Source organism: Caballeronia sp. M1242 (assembly GCF_017220215.1).
Lineage (GTDB): Bacteria > Pseudomonadota > Gammaproteobacteria > Burkholderiales > Burkholderiaceae > Caballeronia.
Window position 1 is genome coordinate 2,074,501 of sequence record NZ_CP071129.1, and the last position, 16,347, is coordinate 2,090,847.

Consider the following 16,347-nt stretch of genomic DNA (forward strand, 5'->3'; position numbering starts at 1 on the left):
GACGGTGTTCGAGTCGGTGTCAGTTGATGTCGCTTGCGTCGGACTGCGGCTCGGCGACGTGTTCCAGCAGTTCGGCCAGCATGCCGCTGATGTGCCGGTCCGCGGCCACATAGAACACCTGCTTGCCCTGCCGCTCGGCCCGCACGATGCGCGCCGCGCGCAACAGGCGCAAATGGTGGCTCACGAGCGACCCCGACAGGCCGAGCGATTCGGCAATGGAGCCGACCGCGCGCTTCTGCTCGACGCAGGCCAGCACGATGCGCAGGCGCGTCGGGTCGCCGAGCAGACGGAAAAGGTCGGCGAGCGGGACGACGCGATCATCGGAAGTCGCGCCGCCGAGCGCGAATGGGGGCGAGGCCAACGGAGTCATCAACATATGAATAGGTGTTCACATGTTAGTTACCATCGTCGCAACATGTCAACAGAAGAATCGGGAGCGGCGCTTTCCAGTGTGGGAAAATGCGGGGTTTGCAAAAATTCTCCGTCATGGACACCGTATTTGCCCGCGGCTTCGCGGCCCATCGTGACGGCCGCCTGACCGAAGCCGAACGCGACTATCAAGCCGCGCTCGCCGCCGAACCCTCCCACGTCGAAGCGTTGCACTACCTCGGCGTGCTGCGCCATCAGCAGGGGCAGCACGAAGAGGCTGCTGCGCTCGTCGCGCGCGCCGTCGATCTGCGCCCGACGGACGCCGCCTTGCAACTCAATCTCGGCAACGCGCTGAAGGCGCTCGGGCGTCTGGACGACGCCATCGAACGCTTTCGCAATGCGCTCACGCTCGCGCCCGGTTTCGGGCTCGCGCAGTACAACCTCGGCAACGCGTACGCGGCGCTCGGCCGCCACGAAGACGCCGCCGATGCCTTCGAAAAGGCGCTGCGCGTGCAACCGAACGATCCGGCCGCATGGAACAACTTCGGCAACGCGCTGGCGGCGCTGTCGCGCCACGAGGACGCGGCGCGCGCGTTTCGCCGCGCGCTCGCCCTGCGCCCGCGACACGCCGGCGCGCACAACAACTTGGGCATGGCGCTGAACGCGCTCGGCGATCCGCTCGGCGCGATTGCGCACTTCCGCGCGGCCATCGACGCCGAGCCGGACTACGTCGCCGCGCATTTCAACCTGGGGAATCTGCTGGATTCGCGCGGCCATCCCGAAGAAGCGCTGCCCTCGCTAGAGAAGACCGTGCGCTTGCAGCCGCGCTTCGCGCCGGGGCACTTCGGGCTCGGACACGCGCTCGCCAAGCTGAACCGTCACGACGAAGCCGTGCAGTGCTACGAGCGCGCGGTCGGCCTCGACCCGAAATACGCGGTCGCGTGGCTGTGTCTCGGCAATTCGCATCTCGCGCTCGCGGCGCACGCCGCCGCGATCCGCGCGTTCGATCAGGCGTTGCGGCTCGATGCCGAGATGCCCGCCGCGCATCTGAATCGCGGGCTCGCGCTGCTCGCTACCGGCGACTACGAACGCGGCCTGCCGGAATACGAATGGCGCCTGAAGACGCCCGGCAGCGAAAATGCGCCGCCGCTGCCGCGCTGGAAGGGCGAGCCGCTTCCCGGCCGCACGCTGCTCGTGCGCGCGGAACAAGGTTTCGGCGACACGCTGCAGTTCGTGCGCTTCGCGGCGTATGCGGCGAAGCGCGTCGGCAAGCTGGTGCTGGAAGTGCAGCCCGCGCTCGTGCCGCTTCTGGCACCGGCCGCGCATGCGGCGCGAATCGAACTGAGAAGCCGCGCCGATGCTCCGTTCGCAACCGCCGATGCATCCTGCCCGCTTCTGAGCCTGCCGCTCGCGCTCGGCGTCACGTCGCCGGAAGCGCTTCCCGCGCGCACGCCGTATCTCGTCGTGCCGGCCGATTACCGACGCAAATGGCGCGGTTCGCTCGGCGGTCAGGCGAAGCGCAAGATCGGCATCGCGTGGTCCGGGCGTTTGCAGCCCGGCGAGACGCGCTCGGCGCCCGTCGAGGCGCTCGCACCGCTTTTCGCGCTGGATGGCATCGACTGGATCGTGCTTCAGCCGTTTCTCACCGAAGACGAACGCGCGGTGCTGCTCGCGCATCCGCAAGCGAAGTCGATTCATCGCCTGGAAGGAAGGCTCGAAAATTTCGCCGATACGGGCGCGATCGTCGACCGGCTCGATGCGGTCGTCAGCGTGGATACGTCGGTCGCGCATCTGGCGGGCGCGCTCGGCAAACCGGTATGGGTGATGCTGCCGTTCGCGGCCGACTGGCGCTGGGGCGTCGATGGCGAACGCAGCGCGTGGTATCGGAACGCGCGACTCGTGCGGCAGCGCGCGCCGGGCGACTGGCAAGGCGTGGTCGCACAAGTCGCAGCCGCATTGCGCGGCTGATTTGCGTCGCGCCAATAAAAAACGCCTCGCGTCAGGCAGACACGAGGCGTTCTACGCAGAAGTTTCGGAACGAACTCAGGCGGCCTTGTACTGGTTGCGCGCCTCGGACGAGCGATACAGCACGAGCGTCGCGATCAGTCCGCACACGGCGGCGAGCCCCATCCACAGACCCGGCGCGGCCTTGTTGCCGGTCGCGTGAATCAGATACGTCGAGATGGCGGGCGTGAAGCCGCCGATGGTCGTCGCGAGGCTGTAGGCCATCGAAAAGCCGGTGGTGCGCACGTCGACCGGCATCACTTCGGTGAGCGCCACGACCATCGCGCCGTTATAGCTGCCGTACAGGAACGAGAGCCACAGTTCGACCATCAGAAGGCGCGCGAACGACGGGTCCGCGACCAGCCACTGCACCGCCGGATACGACGTGAGAATCGTCGCGATGGTGAAGAAGAGCAGCACCGGACGGCGGCCGATGCGGTCGGACAACGCGCCCATCACCGGCAGCCACACGAGGTTCGAGAGACCGACGCACACGGTGACGACCAGCGCGTCGATGGCGGACAGCTTCAGCACTTCCTTGCCGAAGGTCGGCGTGTACGCGGTGATCATGTAGAACGACACCGTCGTCATGATGACCATGCCCATGCCGGCGATGACGACGGGCCAGTTCTGCATGATCGAGCGCGCGATCTGGCCCATGTCCGGGCGATGCTTTCTCGCGAGGAACTCGTCCGTCTCACGCAGCGAGCGGCGGATGATGAAGAGGAACGGCACGATCAGGCAGCCGATCAGGAACGGCACGCGCCAGCCCCACGCGCCCATTTGCTCGGGCGGCAGCGCGCGGTTCATGATCACGCCGATGAGCGCCGCGAACACGACCGCCACCTGCTGGCTGCCGGACTGCCACGAGCAATAGAATCCCTTGTTGCCCTTGGTCGCGATCTCGGACAGATACACCGACACGCCGCCCAGTTCCACGCCCGCCGAAAAGCCTTGCAGCAGCCGCCCGCCGAGCACGACGATCGGCGCGAGTGCGCCGATGGTCGCGTAGCCCGGCACGAGCGCGACGCATGCGGTGCCGATCGCCATCAGCGTCAGCGTGAGAATGAGGCCCTTGCGCCGGCCATGATGGTCGATGTACGCGCCGAGCACGATGGCGCCGACTGGGCGCATCAAGAAGCCCGCGCCGAAGACGGACAATGCGAGCATGAGCGAGGCAAACTCGTTGCCGCTCGGAAAGTACGTTTTGGCGATGGCCGAGGCGTAGTAGCCATAAACCATGAAGTCGTACATTTCAAGGAAGTTTCCGCTGACGACGCGAAAGACCGTCTTGAACTTCGATTCATTGGCGGGTGCAACGTGGGTCGTGGACATGAACTTTCTCGAATCTTGGCGAGAGCGCGGCATAAGGCCGCGAATCCCGATTTCTTAGGGTTAACCCCTTACATTATTTGTAAGAGTGGGTCTACCGGAATCTTAACGCCTGCACACGCGTTGCTGCACGAAGTTCGCGTAATTTCCGTCTACTAGCATTAATTTCGCCTTACTGTTTGCCGACTATATGCCTACACCTACTCAATCGAACCTTCGCGAAGCCGGCGTGGACGATACGGAGTTGATTGCATCGATTCATACGCGAAGCTGGGCGTCGGCGTATCGCGGCACGCTTCCGGACGCTTACCTCGACGATGCATTGCCTCTCGAACGAGCGAAACACTGGCAGACGCGCATGAAGGACATCGCGCGCGGCGCGGGGTGCGTGCTGATCGCCGAGTCGAATGGCGAGCCTGCGGGCTTCGTATGCGTCGAAGCGCCGGACGCAACCGGCAGCGCGCTGATCGACAATCTGCACGCGTTGCCGGCGTTTCGCGGCTGCGGCGTGGGCAGCGTCCTGCTCGATGCCGCCGCCGCGTGGGCGCGAACGCGCGGCGCGCGTCAATTGCATCTGTCGGTGCTCGAAGCCAACACGGCCGCCATCGGCTTCTACGAATCGCGCGGCTGGACGCGCTCGGGACGCGAAGAGGACAAGCTGGGCGGCGTCGATGTCGTCTGTCTCCGGTACGTGCGCGCATTTTCCTGACGGCTCGCAACCACAGCCACCCTCATTCGTCAATCAGCGGTCCTATAAAAAATCGTCTTTCGGAGTAATCCTGTCGCATGGCGCGCGGGCGTTTCGTATGATCGCGGGTCATCTTCGGCTTTGCCGCAGGACGCGTCCGAAGTCCGTCCACCGCCGGGCGCGACGCACTCCGGGCCTCAACGCGGCCCGGTCCCGCGTGCTGCCCCATGCGGCCCCATGCTTCTGGAAACTCCATGACCGAACCTTTGATCGCCATCGAAGGCAAGCTGCGCCTGCCGCCGCTGCGCCCCATCGCCGATCCGTCGCTGACGTTCGGTCGCGAGTGGTCGCCCGTGCGCTCGCGCCCCGTTCGCTCGGACTCCGAAGTTCCGATCAGCGCGGCGCGCTTCGAGACCGCTTACGTCGAAGCAGCGCGCCTGTCGGACGCGAGCTCGCCGTATCGCGCGGCCAGCTTGTGGGGCGTGTTCTCGGAAGGCCAGATTCGCCGGAAGATGCTGCAACTGATGCAGGCGACGGAACCGTCGGCGGCGCACGGCAAGGAAGCGCCAGCCGGCGCGGCGCCCATTCCGATCGCGGTCAGCGCGCCGGCGGTCGAGCACAACCGCGCAGCCGCCTCGCATAAGCCGCTTCGCACGGTCATCGCCATTGCGTGCGCCGCGTTGATCGCGTGGCTGCTCTTCGGCTACCAACGCCGTCCGGCAAGCGATGAACCGGCGGCGCTCGCATCGGCGGCGGCGCCTGTTCAGTCGACGCCGCCCGCAAGGGTCGAAACGACGCGCATCGTCGCGCACGCGGCCTCCGCCGTCGAGGCCAAGGTCGTTGCCGGGGAGCCGGTGCCTGCGAGCGCGGTTCAGGCGGCATCGCACGTGGATAACAGCGCCGCTCAACCCAATGCAAGCACGATCAACGTCCGCCACGCGGGCATGAAGTGGCGCAGCGTCGCCCGCGCCGGCTCGCCGGCGCCCTCGCCCTCGCCCTCGCCGGTCAAAGCGTCGCGTCGGCAAGCGCATGCGCGCGTGGCGGCATCGACGGCACATGGAAAGCGAGCATCGCACGTCGCGACGGCTCGCGGCAGGCAGATCACCGCGCGAACCGGTGAGCCGCGCCACAACGCAATCACCAGCGCGACGAATGCGAAAAGTCCGACCAACGCCATGAACGTCGAGGCGCTCTACGCGGTGCTCCAGCACTCGCCGACGCTCGACAGCAACGCGGTGTCGCGAGCGGACCACCGTTCCGCCGACGCCCCCTCGAACTAGATCAGGACGGCCCGCGCCGCCCGCCAACCTTATCGGCATCACGCCAACATGAAGCACTCACGTTTTATCCGTACCGCGACGCTCGCTGTCGCTCTGTCTGTCTTCGGCGCCTTCGCCAGCGCATTCGCTGCGCCCGTCGCGAAGGCCGGGCAAGCTGCGGCAGCCCCTTGGCCTGCCGAAGACTTATCCGACGTGAAAGCGGACGGCTCCGCGCCCACCGCCGGCAATCTGGCCGAATTGCAGGAACTCGTGCAGGCGGGCAGCGTCACCGAACTGCGCGCCGCGCGTAACGCGAGTTACGGCGCGAAGCTCTACTTCCTGCCGAAGGAGATGGTCTATTACGTCGCGCTTCAGCAGGAAACGCATCTGTGGCGCGTGGTCAAGACACAAGACGAAAGCCGCGCCGAAGCGCTCTACGCTCAGTTCGCGCGCAAGAGCTACGAACTCGCGGACGGCGAAATTCGCCGCGCGCAGTTGCAGGCGCAGACGGCGTTGCTCGAACGCGTGATCGCGGTGTCGTCGAACCGGGCGAGCCGCTTGTCCGCGGATCTCGCGCTCGCGCAGCAGCAGGACTCGCAGGTGTCGGAGCGTCAGCAGAAGCTGCAGGCGGAATCCGCCGCATTGCAAACCGACAAGCTCGAAGCGGAGCGCAAGCTGCATGCGTTGCAGCAGCAAGTGGAGCAGCTTCAGCGCGCGACCGAGGCTGGCCTGACGTCCGCGCCGCCGACACCGCTGCGGTGATCGCAAGTTGAGAAAGCACAAGGCCCGCTCAGACGCAGCGGGCCTTGTGCTTTTGCACGCTAGAAACCGCGCGCCTAGAACCGCGTTTCGCGCGCCACGCGCAGGAACGTATCGAGAAGCGGCGTGCAATCGAGCAGTTCGTCGCCGCCCGCGCGATGGAACTCGGGGTGCCACTGCACGCCGACCACGAACGGCGCCTTGCGATAGCGCACCGCCTCGATAATCCCATCCGACGACGATACCGCCTCGATGTTCAGATCGCGGCCGAGCGTCCGCACGGCCTGATGGTGGATCGAATTCACGATCGCTTCGCGCCGATTGGGGAACATGTTGGCGAGCGACGAGCCGTCCGGAAAGCGGATCGAGTGACGATGCTGGTCGTAATGCTCGTTGACGTGGATGCCCGCAGTCGGGACGTCGGTGGCGATATCGCCGTAGAGCGTGCCGCCGAACGCCACGTTGATCAGCTGACAGCCACGGCACACGCCGAGCACCGGCTTGCCCGATTCGACGAACTCGTGCAGCAGTTCCAGTTCGTACATGTCGCGCACGCGGTCGCCGGGCCATTCCGGGCGCGTGGTCGCCTCTTCGTACGACTGCGGCGAGACGTCCGCGCCGCCTTGCAGCAGCAAGCCGTCGAGATGCTTCGCGTAGTCGCGCAGGCGAATATTGCTCGGATGCAGCATGCCCTGATGACCGACCGTCGGAATCATGAACACCAGCACGTCGCGCGACATGACCCAATGCGCGATGGATTCCTCGAGATACTGCAACGTCTTGCCGCGCAAGCCCTTCGCGCCCGGCTCCGGATGAAAAATGCGCGCCGAGACGCCGATGCGCAGCGTGCGTTGCGTGATGCGCTGCCCGGCCCGGTCGAAGATCTGGCGCGCCCGCGCCGCAACGATGCGGCCGAACACCGACCACGCCGAATCCGACGTTTTCAGATAGGCGGGCTGAGGCGCCGTCGTCTCGGTGGCGGACTGCGGCGGAATGGGCGGCGGATTGAACTTGCCGAAATCCGGCGCGGCGGTGAATTCCGGAGGCAGGCCGGCGGCGGGCCGCGAAAGCGCGGCTTCGGCCTGCACTTCCGCCTCGGCCTCTAACGCGGCCTCGGCTTGCAGCACGGCTTCGGCCTGCGTGCTTTGCGCCTCGGCTTCGGTGGCGGCTTCGAGGTTCTGCGCGAGGCTCGTCTTGGCGTCGACACGTTCCGCGCGTGCCGGACTTGCCGCAGTCGCCGCACTCGCCGCGCGAGCCGCGGCTTCCTGTGCGGCGGTCGCGCTCGCGACGTGGGCGCGCGCATCGCGGGCGGTTTGCTGCGCCTCTTCGCGCCGCGCCGCGTTGCGGTCCACGGGCTCGACGGTGGACGCGCTCGAAGGCGCATCCGTCGATGCCCGCGCGCTCGCCTGTGCGGCGGCGGATGCGTCCGCGCCTCGCGACGCCGCCGTGTTGGAAATGTCGTTGTTGCCGGTGATGCCCGAGTCGTTCGACGTGTTCTTTTCGCTCATCCCGATTTCAGGCGCACAAAAGCGCCACTAGGAGAATGGAGAGGCTTCGATTATCCGCCCATCGAACGGGGCGAAGCAAACCAGCACACATTTGCTCACATTATCGCGAGCGATGTCACGCGCTCAGTGATCGTGCTCAGTGATCGCGCGGCTCCTGCAGCGTCTCGCGCAACGCGATCTGCATGGTCGCGTGAATCTTCACGCACCAGCGCCACAAGACAGTCAAAAGGAGCGCCACGCACAGCAGCACGCCGAGCATCAGGCCGAACGGCGGGAGAATGCCGCCCGACAGCGCAGCGACGAGCAGAAAGACGCCGAACATCGCGACGATCGGAATCAGGCCCGAGACGGCCGAGCGGATGGCGTGCGTGAAGCGCCCGGCTTTTGCCGGCTGCACGCTCACTTCGGCGAGCAGCAGCGCGAGCGATTCCAGCTTGCGATACACCGCGACCAGAAACGGCAGCGCAATGACGAGCGCCGCGCTCCACAGCACCACGCGCTGCGCGTTGTCCGTTTCGAGCCAGCGCGCGAGATGGCTCGATGCGAACGGCGCCGCGTACGATGCACCGAGAAAGATCGCGGCGACGAGCGCCAGATTCACGGCGATCTGCAGCACGATGCGCCTCGTCATCGCGACGAGCGTCGCGCCCTCGGAGGCTGGCGCGAGGCTCGCGAGCCATTGCGAGTAAGCGCCGAAGGTCTGCGCGAGCGGCGCGGGCATCGCGCGCGCGAGGCGCAGCGTGAGCGGATCGGCGGCGCGCATCAGATACGGGGTCAAGAGCGTCGTCAGCGCGGAGACGGCCACCGCGATCGGATAGAGAAAGCTGCTCGTCACCTTGAGCGACAGCCCGAGCGACGCGATGATGAACGAGAACTCGCCGATCTGCGCGACGCTCATGCCGACGCGCATCGCCGTGCGTCCGTCCTTGCCCGCGAGAAAGCTGCCGAGCCCGCACGACACGATCTTGCCGAGCACGACCGCCACCGTGATGACGGCGATCGGCCACGCGTAATCGACCAGCACCGACGGATTGAGCAAGAGCCCGATGGTCACGAAGAAGATCGCGGAGAACATGTCGCGCACTGGCGCGATGAGATGCTCGATGCGCGCGAGGTGCTTCGATTCGGCCATGATTGCGCCGATCAGAAACGCGCCGAGCGCGATCGAATAATCGAGCTTGACGACCAGCAGACAGAAGCCGAAGCAGAAGCCCAGCACCGTGACGAGCAGCATCTCGTCGCTTCTAGAACGAGCCACGTAATCGAGCGCGCGCGGCACGACCACGATGCCGACCACGAGCGACACCGTCATGAAGAGCAGCAGCTTGCCGAGCGTCACCGCAGCCATGCCCGCGCTCACCGCGCCCGTCTGGGCGATGCCCGACAGCAGCACGAGCATCGCGATGGCGAGTATGTCCTCGACGATCAGAATGCCGAACACGAGTTGCGCGAAGCCCTCGCCTTTCAGGCCGAGTTCCGAGAGCGCCTTGACGATGATCGTGGTCGACGAGATGGCGAGCATCGCGCCGAGAAAGAGCGAATCCATCGCGCTCCAGCCGAACCAGCGGCCGATTTCGTAGCCGATCCAGATCATCAGCACGATCTCGGACAGCGCCGCGACGAACGCCGTGGCGCCGACGCGAAAGAGTTTGCGCAGGCTGAATTCGAGCCCGAGCGAAAACATCAGGAACACGACGCCCAGTTCGCCGAGCGTCTGAATGGTGGCTTCGTCGTTGATGAGCTGAAACGGCGGCGTGTACGGCCCGATGATGACGCCCGCCACGATGTAGCCCAGCACGACCGGCTGCCGCAGGCGATGAAACAGCACCGTCACGACGCCCGCGATGGCCATGAGCACGGCGAGATCCTGAATGAAGCCGATCGCGTGGTGCATCGACTGATCCTTACAAGAAGATTATAGGCAGTCGATGTTACAGCAGGAGATGCGCGGACGCCGAAAAGAAACGCCCGCTACGGTGAGCGGGCGTGGCAGGCGAGAAGCGTGGGACGATCAGACTGCCGCTTCGTTCTCCTCGCCGGTGCGGATGCGGATCACGCGCTCGACGTCGGCCACGAAGATCTTGCCGTCGCCGATCTTGCCGGTGCGCGCCGCGCCGATGATCGCGTCGATGACCTGATCGGTCTGATCGTTCGCGACGACGACCTCGATCTTCACCTTCGGCAGGAAGTCCACCACGTACTCCGCACCACGATAGAGCTCGGTGTGCCCTTTCTGGCGTCCGAAGCCCTTGACTTCCGTGACCGTCAAGCCCGTCAGCCCGACTTCGGCGAGCGCCTCGCGAACTTCGTCGAGCTTGAACGGTTTGATGATGGCGGTGATGCGTTTCATGGCGGACCTCGCTTCGGAAAACAGACGGTTCAGGAAAAGTGTCGTCGCTTGCGCGACCGATGCCTTCGATTCTAGCCGCCTTTCATCGAGTCATCGGCCGGGTTAACTGCGATAAGCGCGAGTTGCGCGCTCACTCGCTCTCCGGAACGCGTTCGAGATCGTTGAGCCAGACCGTTGCCTGCGAATCGCTCGGCGCGCGCCAGTCGCCGCGCGGCGAAAGCGAACCGCCCGAGCCCACCTTCGGTGCATTCGGAATGCAGGACCGCTTGAACTGACTCGTGCGGAAGAACCGGTCGAGGAAGATGCGCAGATTCTTGCGGATATCCGCGAGCCCATACTGATTGCGCGCGACGTTCGGACCTTCCGGCCACGCGCCCGCCTCGCGGTCGCGCCATGCCGTGAACGCGAGGAACGCGACCTTCGACGGCGCGAAGCCGAAGCGGACCGTGTAGTACAGATTGAAGTCCTGCAACTCGTACGGGCCGATCACGCTTTCCGTCTTCTGTTCGAGCGCGCCGCTCGCCTTGCCGGGGATGAGTTCCGGGCTGATGTCCGTGGCGAGGACATTCTCCAGCACGTCGCTGCCCGCATCGCCGATCTGGCCCGACTCCGCGACCCACCGCACCAGATGCGTGATGAGCGTCTTGGGCACGCTCGCGTTGACGTTGTAGTGCGACATGTGATCGCCCACGCCGTACGTGCACCATCCGAGCGCAAGCTCGCTGAGATCGCCCGTTCCGACGACGATCGCATTATGAAAATTCGCCAGCCTGAAGAGATGGCTCGTGCGCTCGCCAGCCTGCACGTTTTCGTACGTGATGTCGTATTGCTGGTTGTCGTCGCTGTGCGGATGGCCGATATCGGCGAGCATCTGCGTGCAGCTCGGGCGAATGTCGATTTCCTCCGCCGTGCAGCCGATCACTTCCATCAACTCGCGCGCCTGCCTGAGCGTGCGCTCGCTCGTCGCGAAGCCCGGCATCGTATAGGCGAGGATGTTCGAGCGCGGCAGGCCGAGGCGGTCCATCGCTTTCGCGCACACGAGCAGTGCATGCGTCGAGTCCAGTCCGCCGGACACGCCGATGACGACCTTCGAAATGCCCGACGAACGCAGCCGTTGCAGCAGCGCCTGCACCTGAATGTTGTAGACCTCGTTGCATCGCGCGTCGCGGCGGGCGGCATCGGCCGGCACATACGGGAAACGCTGCACGCGCCGTTCGAGCGCCAAGGTGCCGTCCACGGGCGCCGGCAGTTCGAATTCGACCACGCGGAACTGCGCGACTTCATCGGCGTGCCGCTGCGTCGATCGGCCGAACGTGGTTTGCCGCATGCGTTCGCGCGAGAGCCGTTCGAGATCGACATCGGCGAAGATGATGTGCGACTCGCCCGAAAATCGCTCGGATTCCGCAAGCATCTCGCCGTTCTCGTAGATCAGGCCCTGCCCGTCCCACGCGAGATCCGTGGTCGATTCGCCCTCGCCCGCCGATGTGTAGAGATACGCGGCGATACAGCGCGCGGACTGCTGCCCGACAAGCTGATGCCGATACGCCGACTTGCCCACGACGATATTCGACGCGGACAGATTGACGAGCACGGTAGCGCCGGCGAGCGCCGCGAACGACGACGGCGGAATGGGCACCCACACGTCCTCGCAAATCTCGACGTGGAAGCGGAAAAGCGGCAGGTTCTTGATCTGAAACAGCAGCGACGCGCCGAACGGCGCTTCCTGTCCGCACAGCGTGACCGTGTGCGTGGTGGCCGCATCGGCGGGACTGAACTGCCGTGCTTCGTAGAACTCGCCGTAGTTCGGCAGGTAGCTCTTCGGCACGACCCCGCGAATGACGCCATCCGCGATCACGACCGCGCAGTTGAAGAGCTTGTGCTCGATGAGCAGCGGCATGCCGACGATCATCGCGACCTTCAGCGACTTCGATGCGTCGACGATGCTTTGCAGCGCGTCTTTGCAGGCGTCGAGCAACGCGCGCTGATGGAAGAGATCGTCGCAGCTATAAGCGGACAAGCCCAGTTCGGGGAACGCGACGAGCACCGCGCCCCGCGCCGCCGCCTGCTGCGCCAGTTCGATGGTCCCGGCCGCATTGAACGCGGGATCGGCGACCTTGCAGTTCGGAATCGCGACCGCGACGCGCGCAAAGTCGTGGCTATACAGATTGAAGAAGTTCTTGCTCATGGTCGTCGTTACCTTCGGCGCGTGGGAGCGTTGTTTGGCGTGGAAAGAGCCGCAACGATTATCGCAGTTCTAGCCCTTCTTTCTGAACGGCGTGTGCGCTTCGAGCTCTTCGATGTGCTGATCCATCGCTTCGGTTTCCGCGTCGAGGAACTCGGCGATGGCTTCGCGGAAGCGCTCGTCCGCGATCCAGTGCGCGGACCACGTCGGCGTCGGCAGAAGCCCGCGCGACATCTTGTGCACGCCCTGCGCGCCGCCTTCGAAGCGCGCAAGCCGGTGCTCGATGCAATACGCGATGCCCTGCATGTAGCACGTCTCGAAGTGCAGCCCCGAGATGAACTCGCGCGTGCCCCAGTAGCGGCCATACATGACGTCGCCGCCGATCATGTTGAGCGCGCACGCGAGCCGCTGGCCGTCCGCTTCGGCGATCACGAGCAGCATGCTTTCTGGCGCATCCGAATGAATCCGGCCGAAGAACTCGCGCGAGAGATACGGCGCGTTCCAGTGCTCGCGGTACGTGTTCTCGTAGCAGTCGTAGAAGAAGTCGAGCGCGCGCGCGTCGATTTGCGCGCCGCGCAGCCATGTGTAGGTGACGCCCGCCTCCATCACGCGGCGGCGATCCTGCTTCACCTTCTTGCGCTTGTCGTGGCTCATCGTCGCGAGGAACGCGTCGAAGCTCGCATAACCGTCGCCGGGAAGATTCTCCCAGTGAAACTGCACGCCCTCGCGCAGCATGTAGCCGGCGTCCGTGAGCGCCTCGATGTCCTGCGCGTGCGGAAACAAAACATGCAGCGACGAGATGTCGAGCCGCCGCGTCAGCTCGATCGCCCCGCGCGCGAGCAGCACGCGGTCCTCGTGCTCGGCGGCGATGAGCCGCGGACCGGTCACTGGTGAGAACGGCACTGCTGACAACGCCTTCGGGTAATAGCGCAGGCCGTGTCGCTCGAAGGCGTCGGCCCACGCGTGATCGAACACGTATTCGCCGCGCGAATGCGACTTCAGATACAGCGGCATCGCGCCCGCGAACTGCCCGCCGCGCTCCAGAATCAGATGATGCGCGCGCCAGCCGGTGTGCTTGACCGCGCATTGCGTCTCTTGCAACGCGGACAAGAAGCCGTGCCGCACGAATGGATTGTCGCCGGCGAGCCGGTTCCAGTCGTCGGCCGGAATGTCGTCGAGCGTATCGACCACATGAATTTCGATCTCGCGATTCAAGCAGGCACCCTCGCAGAATGGACCGATGGACGCTCGCGCGCCCGAAAGCGGCTATTCTCGCGCAAGTCGCGCGAAGGCGTCGGGGCGCTCTCGCGGCTGCATCGGCGATAATGCGCGGCATCGAAGTCTCTGAGCCATATAAATACGCGATGCCGTGGTTTCTCTATCTGATCGAATGCGACGACGGCAGTCTCTACACCGGCATCGCGACGGATGTCGAAGCGCGATTCACCGCGCACGCGAGCGGCAAGGGCGCGCGCTATACGCGGGCGAAGAAACCGCTGCGCGTGGTGGCGTCGTTCGAGGTAGCGGGACGATCGGAGGCGTCGCGCGCCGAGTACTGGGTCAAGCGCCTGCCGGTGCAGCAAAAGCGCGCGTTGATCGCGGGCGAACGCACGCTGGAATCGGTGCTGCCGCGCGTCGAAGCCGGCTGACGCCATTCAAACCTCCGCACCGCGCATCAAAACAAAACGCCGCGCGCCCGGCGAACGGACGGCGGCGTTGATCGCGAAAAGAAACGCGCTTACTTCTTGTAATTCGCGATGCCTTCCGTGATTTCCTTGTGCGCGGCGTCGATGCCCGCCCAGCCTTCCACCTTCACCCACTTGCCCTTTTCGAGCGCCTTGTACTGCTCGAAGAAGTGCTTGATCTGATCCTTCAGGAATTCGGGCACGTCGTCCACGGACTTGAGGTTCGCCGTCATCGGGCAGACCTTGTCGTGCGGCACGGCGATCAGCTTCGCGTCCACGCCCGATTCGTCGGTCATCTGCAGCATGCCGAGCGCACGCGCGCGCACCACCGAACCCGCGAGCAGCGGATACGGCGTGATGACGAGCACGTCGACCGGATCGCCGTCGCCCGACAGCGTCTGCGGAATGAAGCCGTAGTTGGCCGGATAGCGCATGCCGGTGCCGATGAAACGATCGACGACGAGCAGGCCCATGTCCTTGTCCGCTTCGTATTTGACCGGATCGCTTTGCGCGGGAATTTCGATGATGACGTTGAAATCCTGCGGGAGATCACGGCCGGGAGGTACGTTATTGAAGCTCATGAGCACTCTCTGGAGAAGTTGAGTTCGGAAACCGGGAAAACGGATGCGGCGCTCTGGGACGCGTCACGAATGGAACGCGGGCGCTGCGACGTGAAACACTCAGGCATTATAGCCAAAGGCGCCCCGGGAACCGGGTGCGTGATAATCGATTCGACCACAGTGAGCGAACGAACCGACAAGGAGACGCGCATGGAGGAAGCGAAGCATTTCATCGGCAACCAGTGGATCGCGGCATCGGGCGGAGAGACCATTCCCGTGGTCGATCCATCGGACGGGCAAGTGTTTGCGGAGCTTGCGCGCGGCACGAGCGCGGACATCGACCGCGCCGTGAGCGCGGCGCGCGCGGCCTACGACGGCGTCTGGGGCGCGACGAGCGCAGCCGAGCGCGGCCGCATTCTCGCGCGGCTCTCGATGCTCATCGCTGCGTGCCACGAGGAAATCGCGCAAATCGAGGCGCGCGACACCGGCAAGCCGCTCAAGCAGGCGCGCGCCGATGCCACCGGCATCGCGCGCTATTTCGAGTTCTACGCGGGCGCCGCCGACAAGCTGCACGGCGAGACGCTGCCGTATCAATCCGGCTTCACCGTGCTGACCATTCGCGAGCCGCACGGCGTGACCGGGCACATCGTGCCGTGGAACTATCCGCTGCAGATTTTCGGACGCAGCGTCGGCGCGGCGCTCGCCACCGGCAACGCTTGCGTCGTCAAGCCTGCCGAGGACGCGTGCCTGTCGCTGTTGCGCGTCGCGGAACTGGCCGCCGAAGCGGGCTTGCCCGATGGCGCGCTCAACATCGTCACCGGCTACGGCCACGAAGCGGGCGCGGCGCTCGCGCGTCATCCGGGCATCGATCATATTTCGTTCACGGGCTCCCCCGCGACGGGCGCGGCCGTCACCAAGATGGCCGCCGACAACCACGTTCCCGTCACGCTGGAGTTGGGCGGCAAGTCGCCGCAGATCGTTTTCGCCGACGCCGATTTCGACGCCGCCCTGCCCGTGCTCGTCGCGGCCATCGTGCAGAACGCGGGACAGACGTGCTCGGCGGGCAGCCGCGTGCTGATCGAACGCGCGGCTTACGAGCCGCTGATCGACCGGTTATCAGAGGCGTTCGCGGCGCTGAAGGTCGGCCCGAGCAAGCTCGATCTCGACTGCGGCCCGCTCATCAGCGCGAAGCAGCAGCAGCGCGTGTGGGACTTTCTCTCCGATGCGCAGCACGACGGTATCGCGATGGCCGCGCATGGCGAAGTCGTCGCCGACGCGCCCGAAGCGGGTTTCTATCAGGCGCCGACGCTTTTGCGCGATGTGCCGCCGACGCATCGTCTCGCGCGCGAAGAAGTGTTCGGCCCGGTGCTCGCCGCAATGCCCTTCGACGACGAAGCCGACGCGCTCAGACTCGCGAACGGCACGGACTACGGCCTGGTCGCGGCGATTTGGACACGCGACGGCGCGCGGCAGATGCGTCTTGCGCGCCGCGTGCGCTCGGGGCAAGTGTTCATCAACAACTACGGCGCGGGCGGTGGCATCGAATTGCCGTTCGGCGGCGTCAAGCATTCGGGGCACGGACGCGAGAAAGGCTTCGAGGCGCTGTATGGCTTCACGACGCTCAAGACTATTGCCATCAAACACGGGTAAA

14 protein-coding genes are annotated in these 16,347 nt (G+C 65.4%); 6 read left to right on the top strand and 8 right to left on the bottom strand.

The annotated features are described in order from the left end of the window. Positions 1-19: 19 nt before the first annotated feature. The gene (locus JYK05_RS09670; RefSeq protein ID WP_241269900.1) at positions 20-370 is read right to left on the bottom strand and encodes a metalloregulator ArsR/SmtB family transcription factor; all 351 of its coding nucleotides are present in this window, start codon (positions 368-370) and stop codon (positions 20-22) included. Positions 371-486: 116 nt separating this feature from the next. Between JYK05_RS09670 and JYK05_RS09675 the strand changes: the two genes are divergently transcribed. Continuing rightward, the gene (locus JYK05_RS09675) at positions 487-2,337 is read left to right on the top strand and encodes a tetratricopeptide repeat protein (RefSeq protein WP_206466770.1); all 1,851 of its coding nucleotides are present in this window, start codon (positions 487-489) and stop codon (positions 2,335-2,337) included. Positions 2,338-2,412: 75 nt separating this feature from the next. On the opposite strand, the gene JYK05_RS09680 is transcribed toward JYK05_RS09675, so the two are convergent. Continuing rightward, positions 2,413-3,708, bottom strand: a complete 1,296-nt coding sequence (locus JYK05_RS09680) for an MFS transporter (RefSeq protein ID WP_206466771.1) — start codon at positions 3,706-3,708, stop codon at positions 2,413-2,415. Between the two features lie 187 nt (positions 3,709-3,895). Here JYK05_RS09680 and JYK05_RS09685 point away from each other — a divergent pair, with 187 nt between their 5' ends. The 3 genes from JYK05_RS09685 (at position 3,896) to JYK05_RS09695 (ending at position 6,414) form a co-directional block, all read left to right on the top strand. Beyond that, complete coding sequence (locus JYK05_RS09685) at positions 3,896-4,414, top strand: GNAT family N-acetyltransferase (protein ID WP_206466772.1); 519 nt, start codon at positions 3,896-3,898, stop codon at positions 4,412-4,414. Positions 4,415-4,647: 233 nt separating this feature from the next. Further along, entirely contained in the window at positions 4,648-5,673 is a 1,026-nt protein-coding gene (locus JYK05_RS09690; protein ID WP_175944664.1) for a hypothetical protein, read from the top strand. Between the two features lie 48 nt (positions 5,674-5,721). Further along, positions 5,722-6,414 (top strand): DUF2968 domain-containing protein, encoded by a 693-nt coding sequence (locus tag JYK05_RS09695; protein WP_175944666.1) that lies wholly within the window; start codon positions 5,722-5,724, stop codon positions 6,412-6,414. A 74-nt stretch (positions 6,415-6,488) separates the two neighbouring features. Here JYK05_RS09695 and JYK05_RS09700 read toward each other — a convergent pair whose 3' ends face one another. The 5 genes from JYK05_RS09700 to JYK05_RS09720 all read right to left on the bottom strand — a co-directional run bounded on the left by JYK05_RS09700 (position 6,489) and on the right by JYK05_RS09720 (position 13,666). After that, the gene (locus JYK05_RS09700; RefSeq protein WP_206466773.1) at positions 6,489-7,919 is read right to left on the bottom strand and encodes a gamma-glutamyl-gamma-aminobutyrate hydrolase family protein; all 1,431 of its coding nucleotides are present in this window, start codon (positions 7,917-7,919) and stop codon (positions 6,489-6,491) included. A gap of 136 nt (positions 7,920-8,055) precedes the next feature. After that, positions 8,056-9,813, bottom strand: coding sequence for a cation:proton antiporter (locus tag JYK05_RS09705; protein ID WP_206466774.1), 1,758 nt, complete (start codon positions 9,811-9,813; stop codon positions 8,056-8,058). A 117-nt stretch (positions 9,814-9,930) separates the two neighbouring features. After that, complete coding sequence (gene glnK, locus JYK05_RS09710) at positions 9,931-10,269, bottom strand: P-II family nitrogen regulator (RefSeq protein WP_008342452.1); 339 nt, start codon at positions 10,267-10,269, stop codon at positions 9,931-9,933. A gap of 130 nt (positions 10,270-10,399) precedes the next feature. After that, positions 10,400-12,454 carry an NAD(+) synthase gene (locus JYK05_RS09715; RefSeq protein ID WP_206466775.1) on the bottom strand — a complete coding sequence of 685 codons (2,055 nt, stop codon included), beginning with the start codon at positions 12,452-12,454 and terminating at the stop codon, positions 10,400-10,402. Between the two features lie 69 nt (positions 12,455-12,523). Continuing rightward, positions 12,524-13,666, bottom strand: coding sequence for a GNAT family N-acetyltransferase (locus JYK05_RS09720; protein WP_206466776.1), 1,143 nt, complete (start codon positions 13,664-13,666; stop codon positions 12,524-12,526). A gap of 149 nt (positions 13,667-13,815) precedes the next feature. Between JYK05_RS09720 and JYK05_RS09725 the strand changes: the two genes are divergently transcribed. Continuing rightward, entirely contained in the window at positions 13,816-14,100 is a 285-nt protein-coding gene (locus tag JYK05_RS09725) for a GIY-YIG nuclease family protein (RefSeq protein WP_206468267.1), read from the top strand. An 89-nt stretch (positions 14,101-14,189) separates the two neighbouring features. Here the strand turns inward: JYK05_RS09725 and ppa are convergent, their stop codons facing one another. Beyond that, positions 14,190-14,717, bottom strand: a complete 528-nt coding sequence (gene ppa / locus JYK05_RS09730; RefSeq protein WP_175944678.1) for an inorganic diphosphatase — start codon at positions 14,715-14,717, stop codon at positions 14,190-14,192. Positions 14,718-14,906: 189 nt separating this feature from the next. On the opposite strand from ppa, the gene JYK05_RS09735 reads away from it, so the two are divergent. Continuing rightward, on the top strand, positions 14,907-16,346 hold the full coding sequence (locus tag JYK05_RS09735; RefSeq protein ID WP_175945266.1) for an aldehyde dehydrogenase family protein: 1,440 nt from the start codon (positions 14,907-14,909) through the stop codon (positions 16,344-16,346). The last annotated feature ends 1 nt before the right edge of the window (position 16,347 follow it).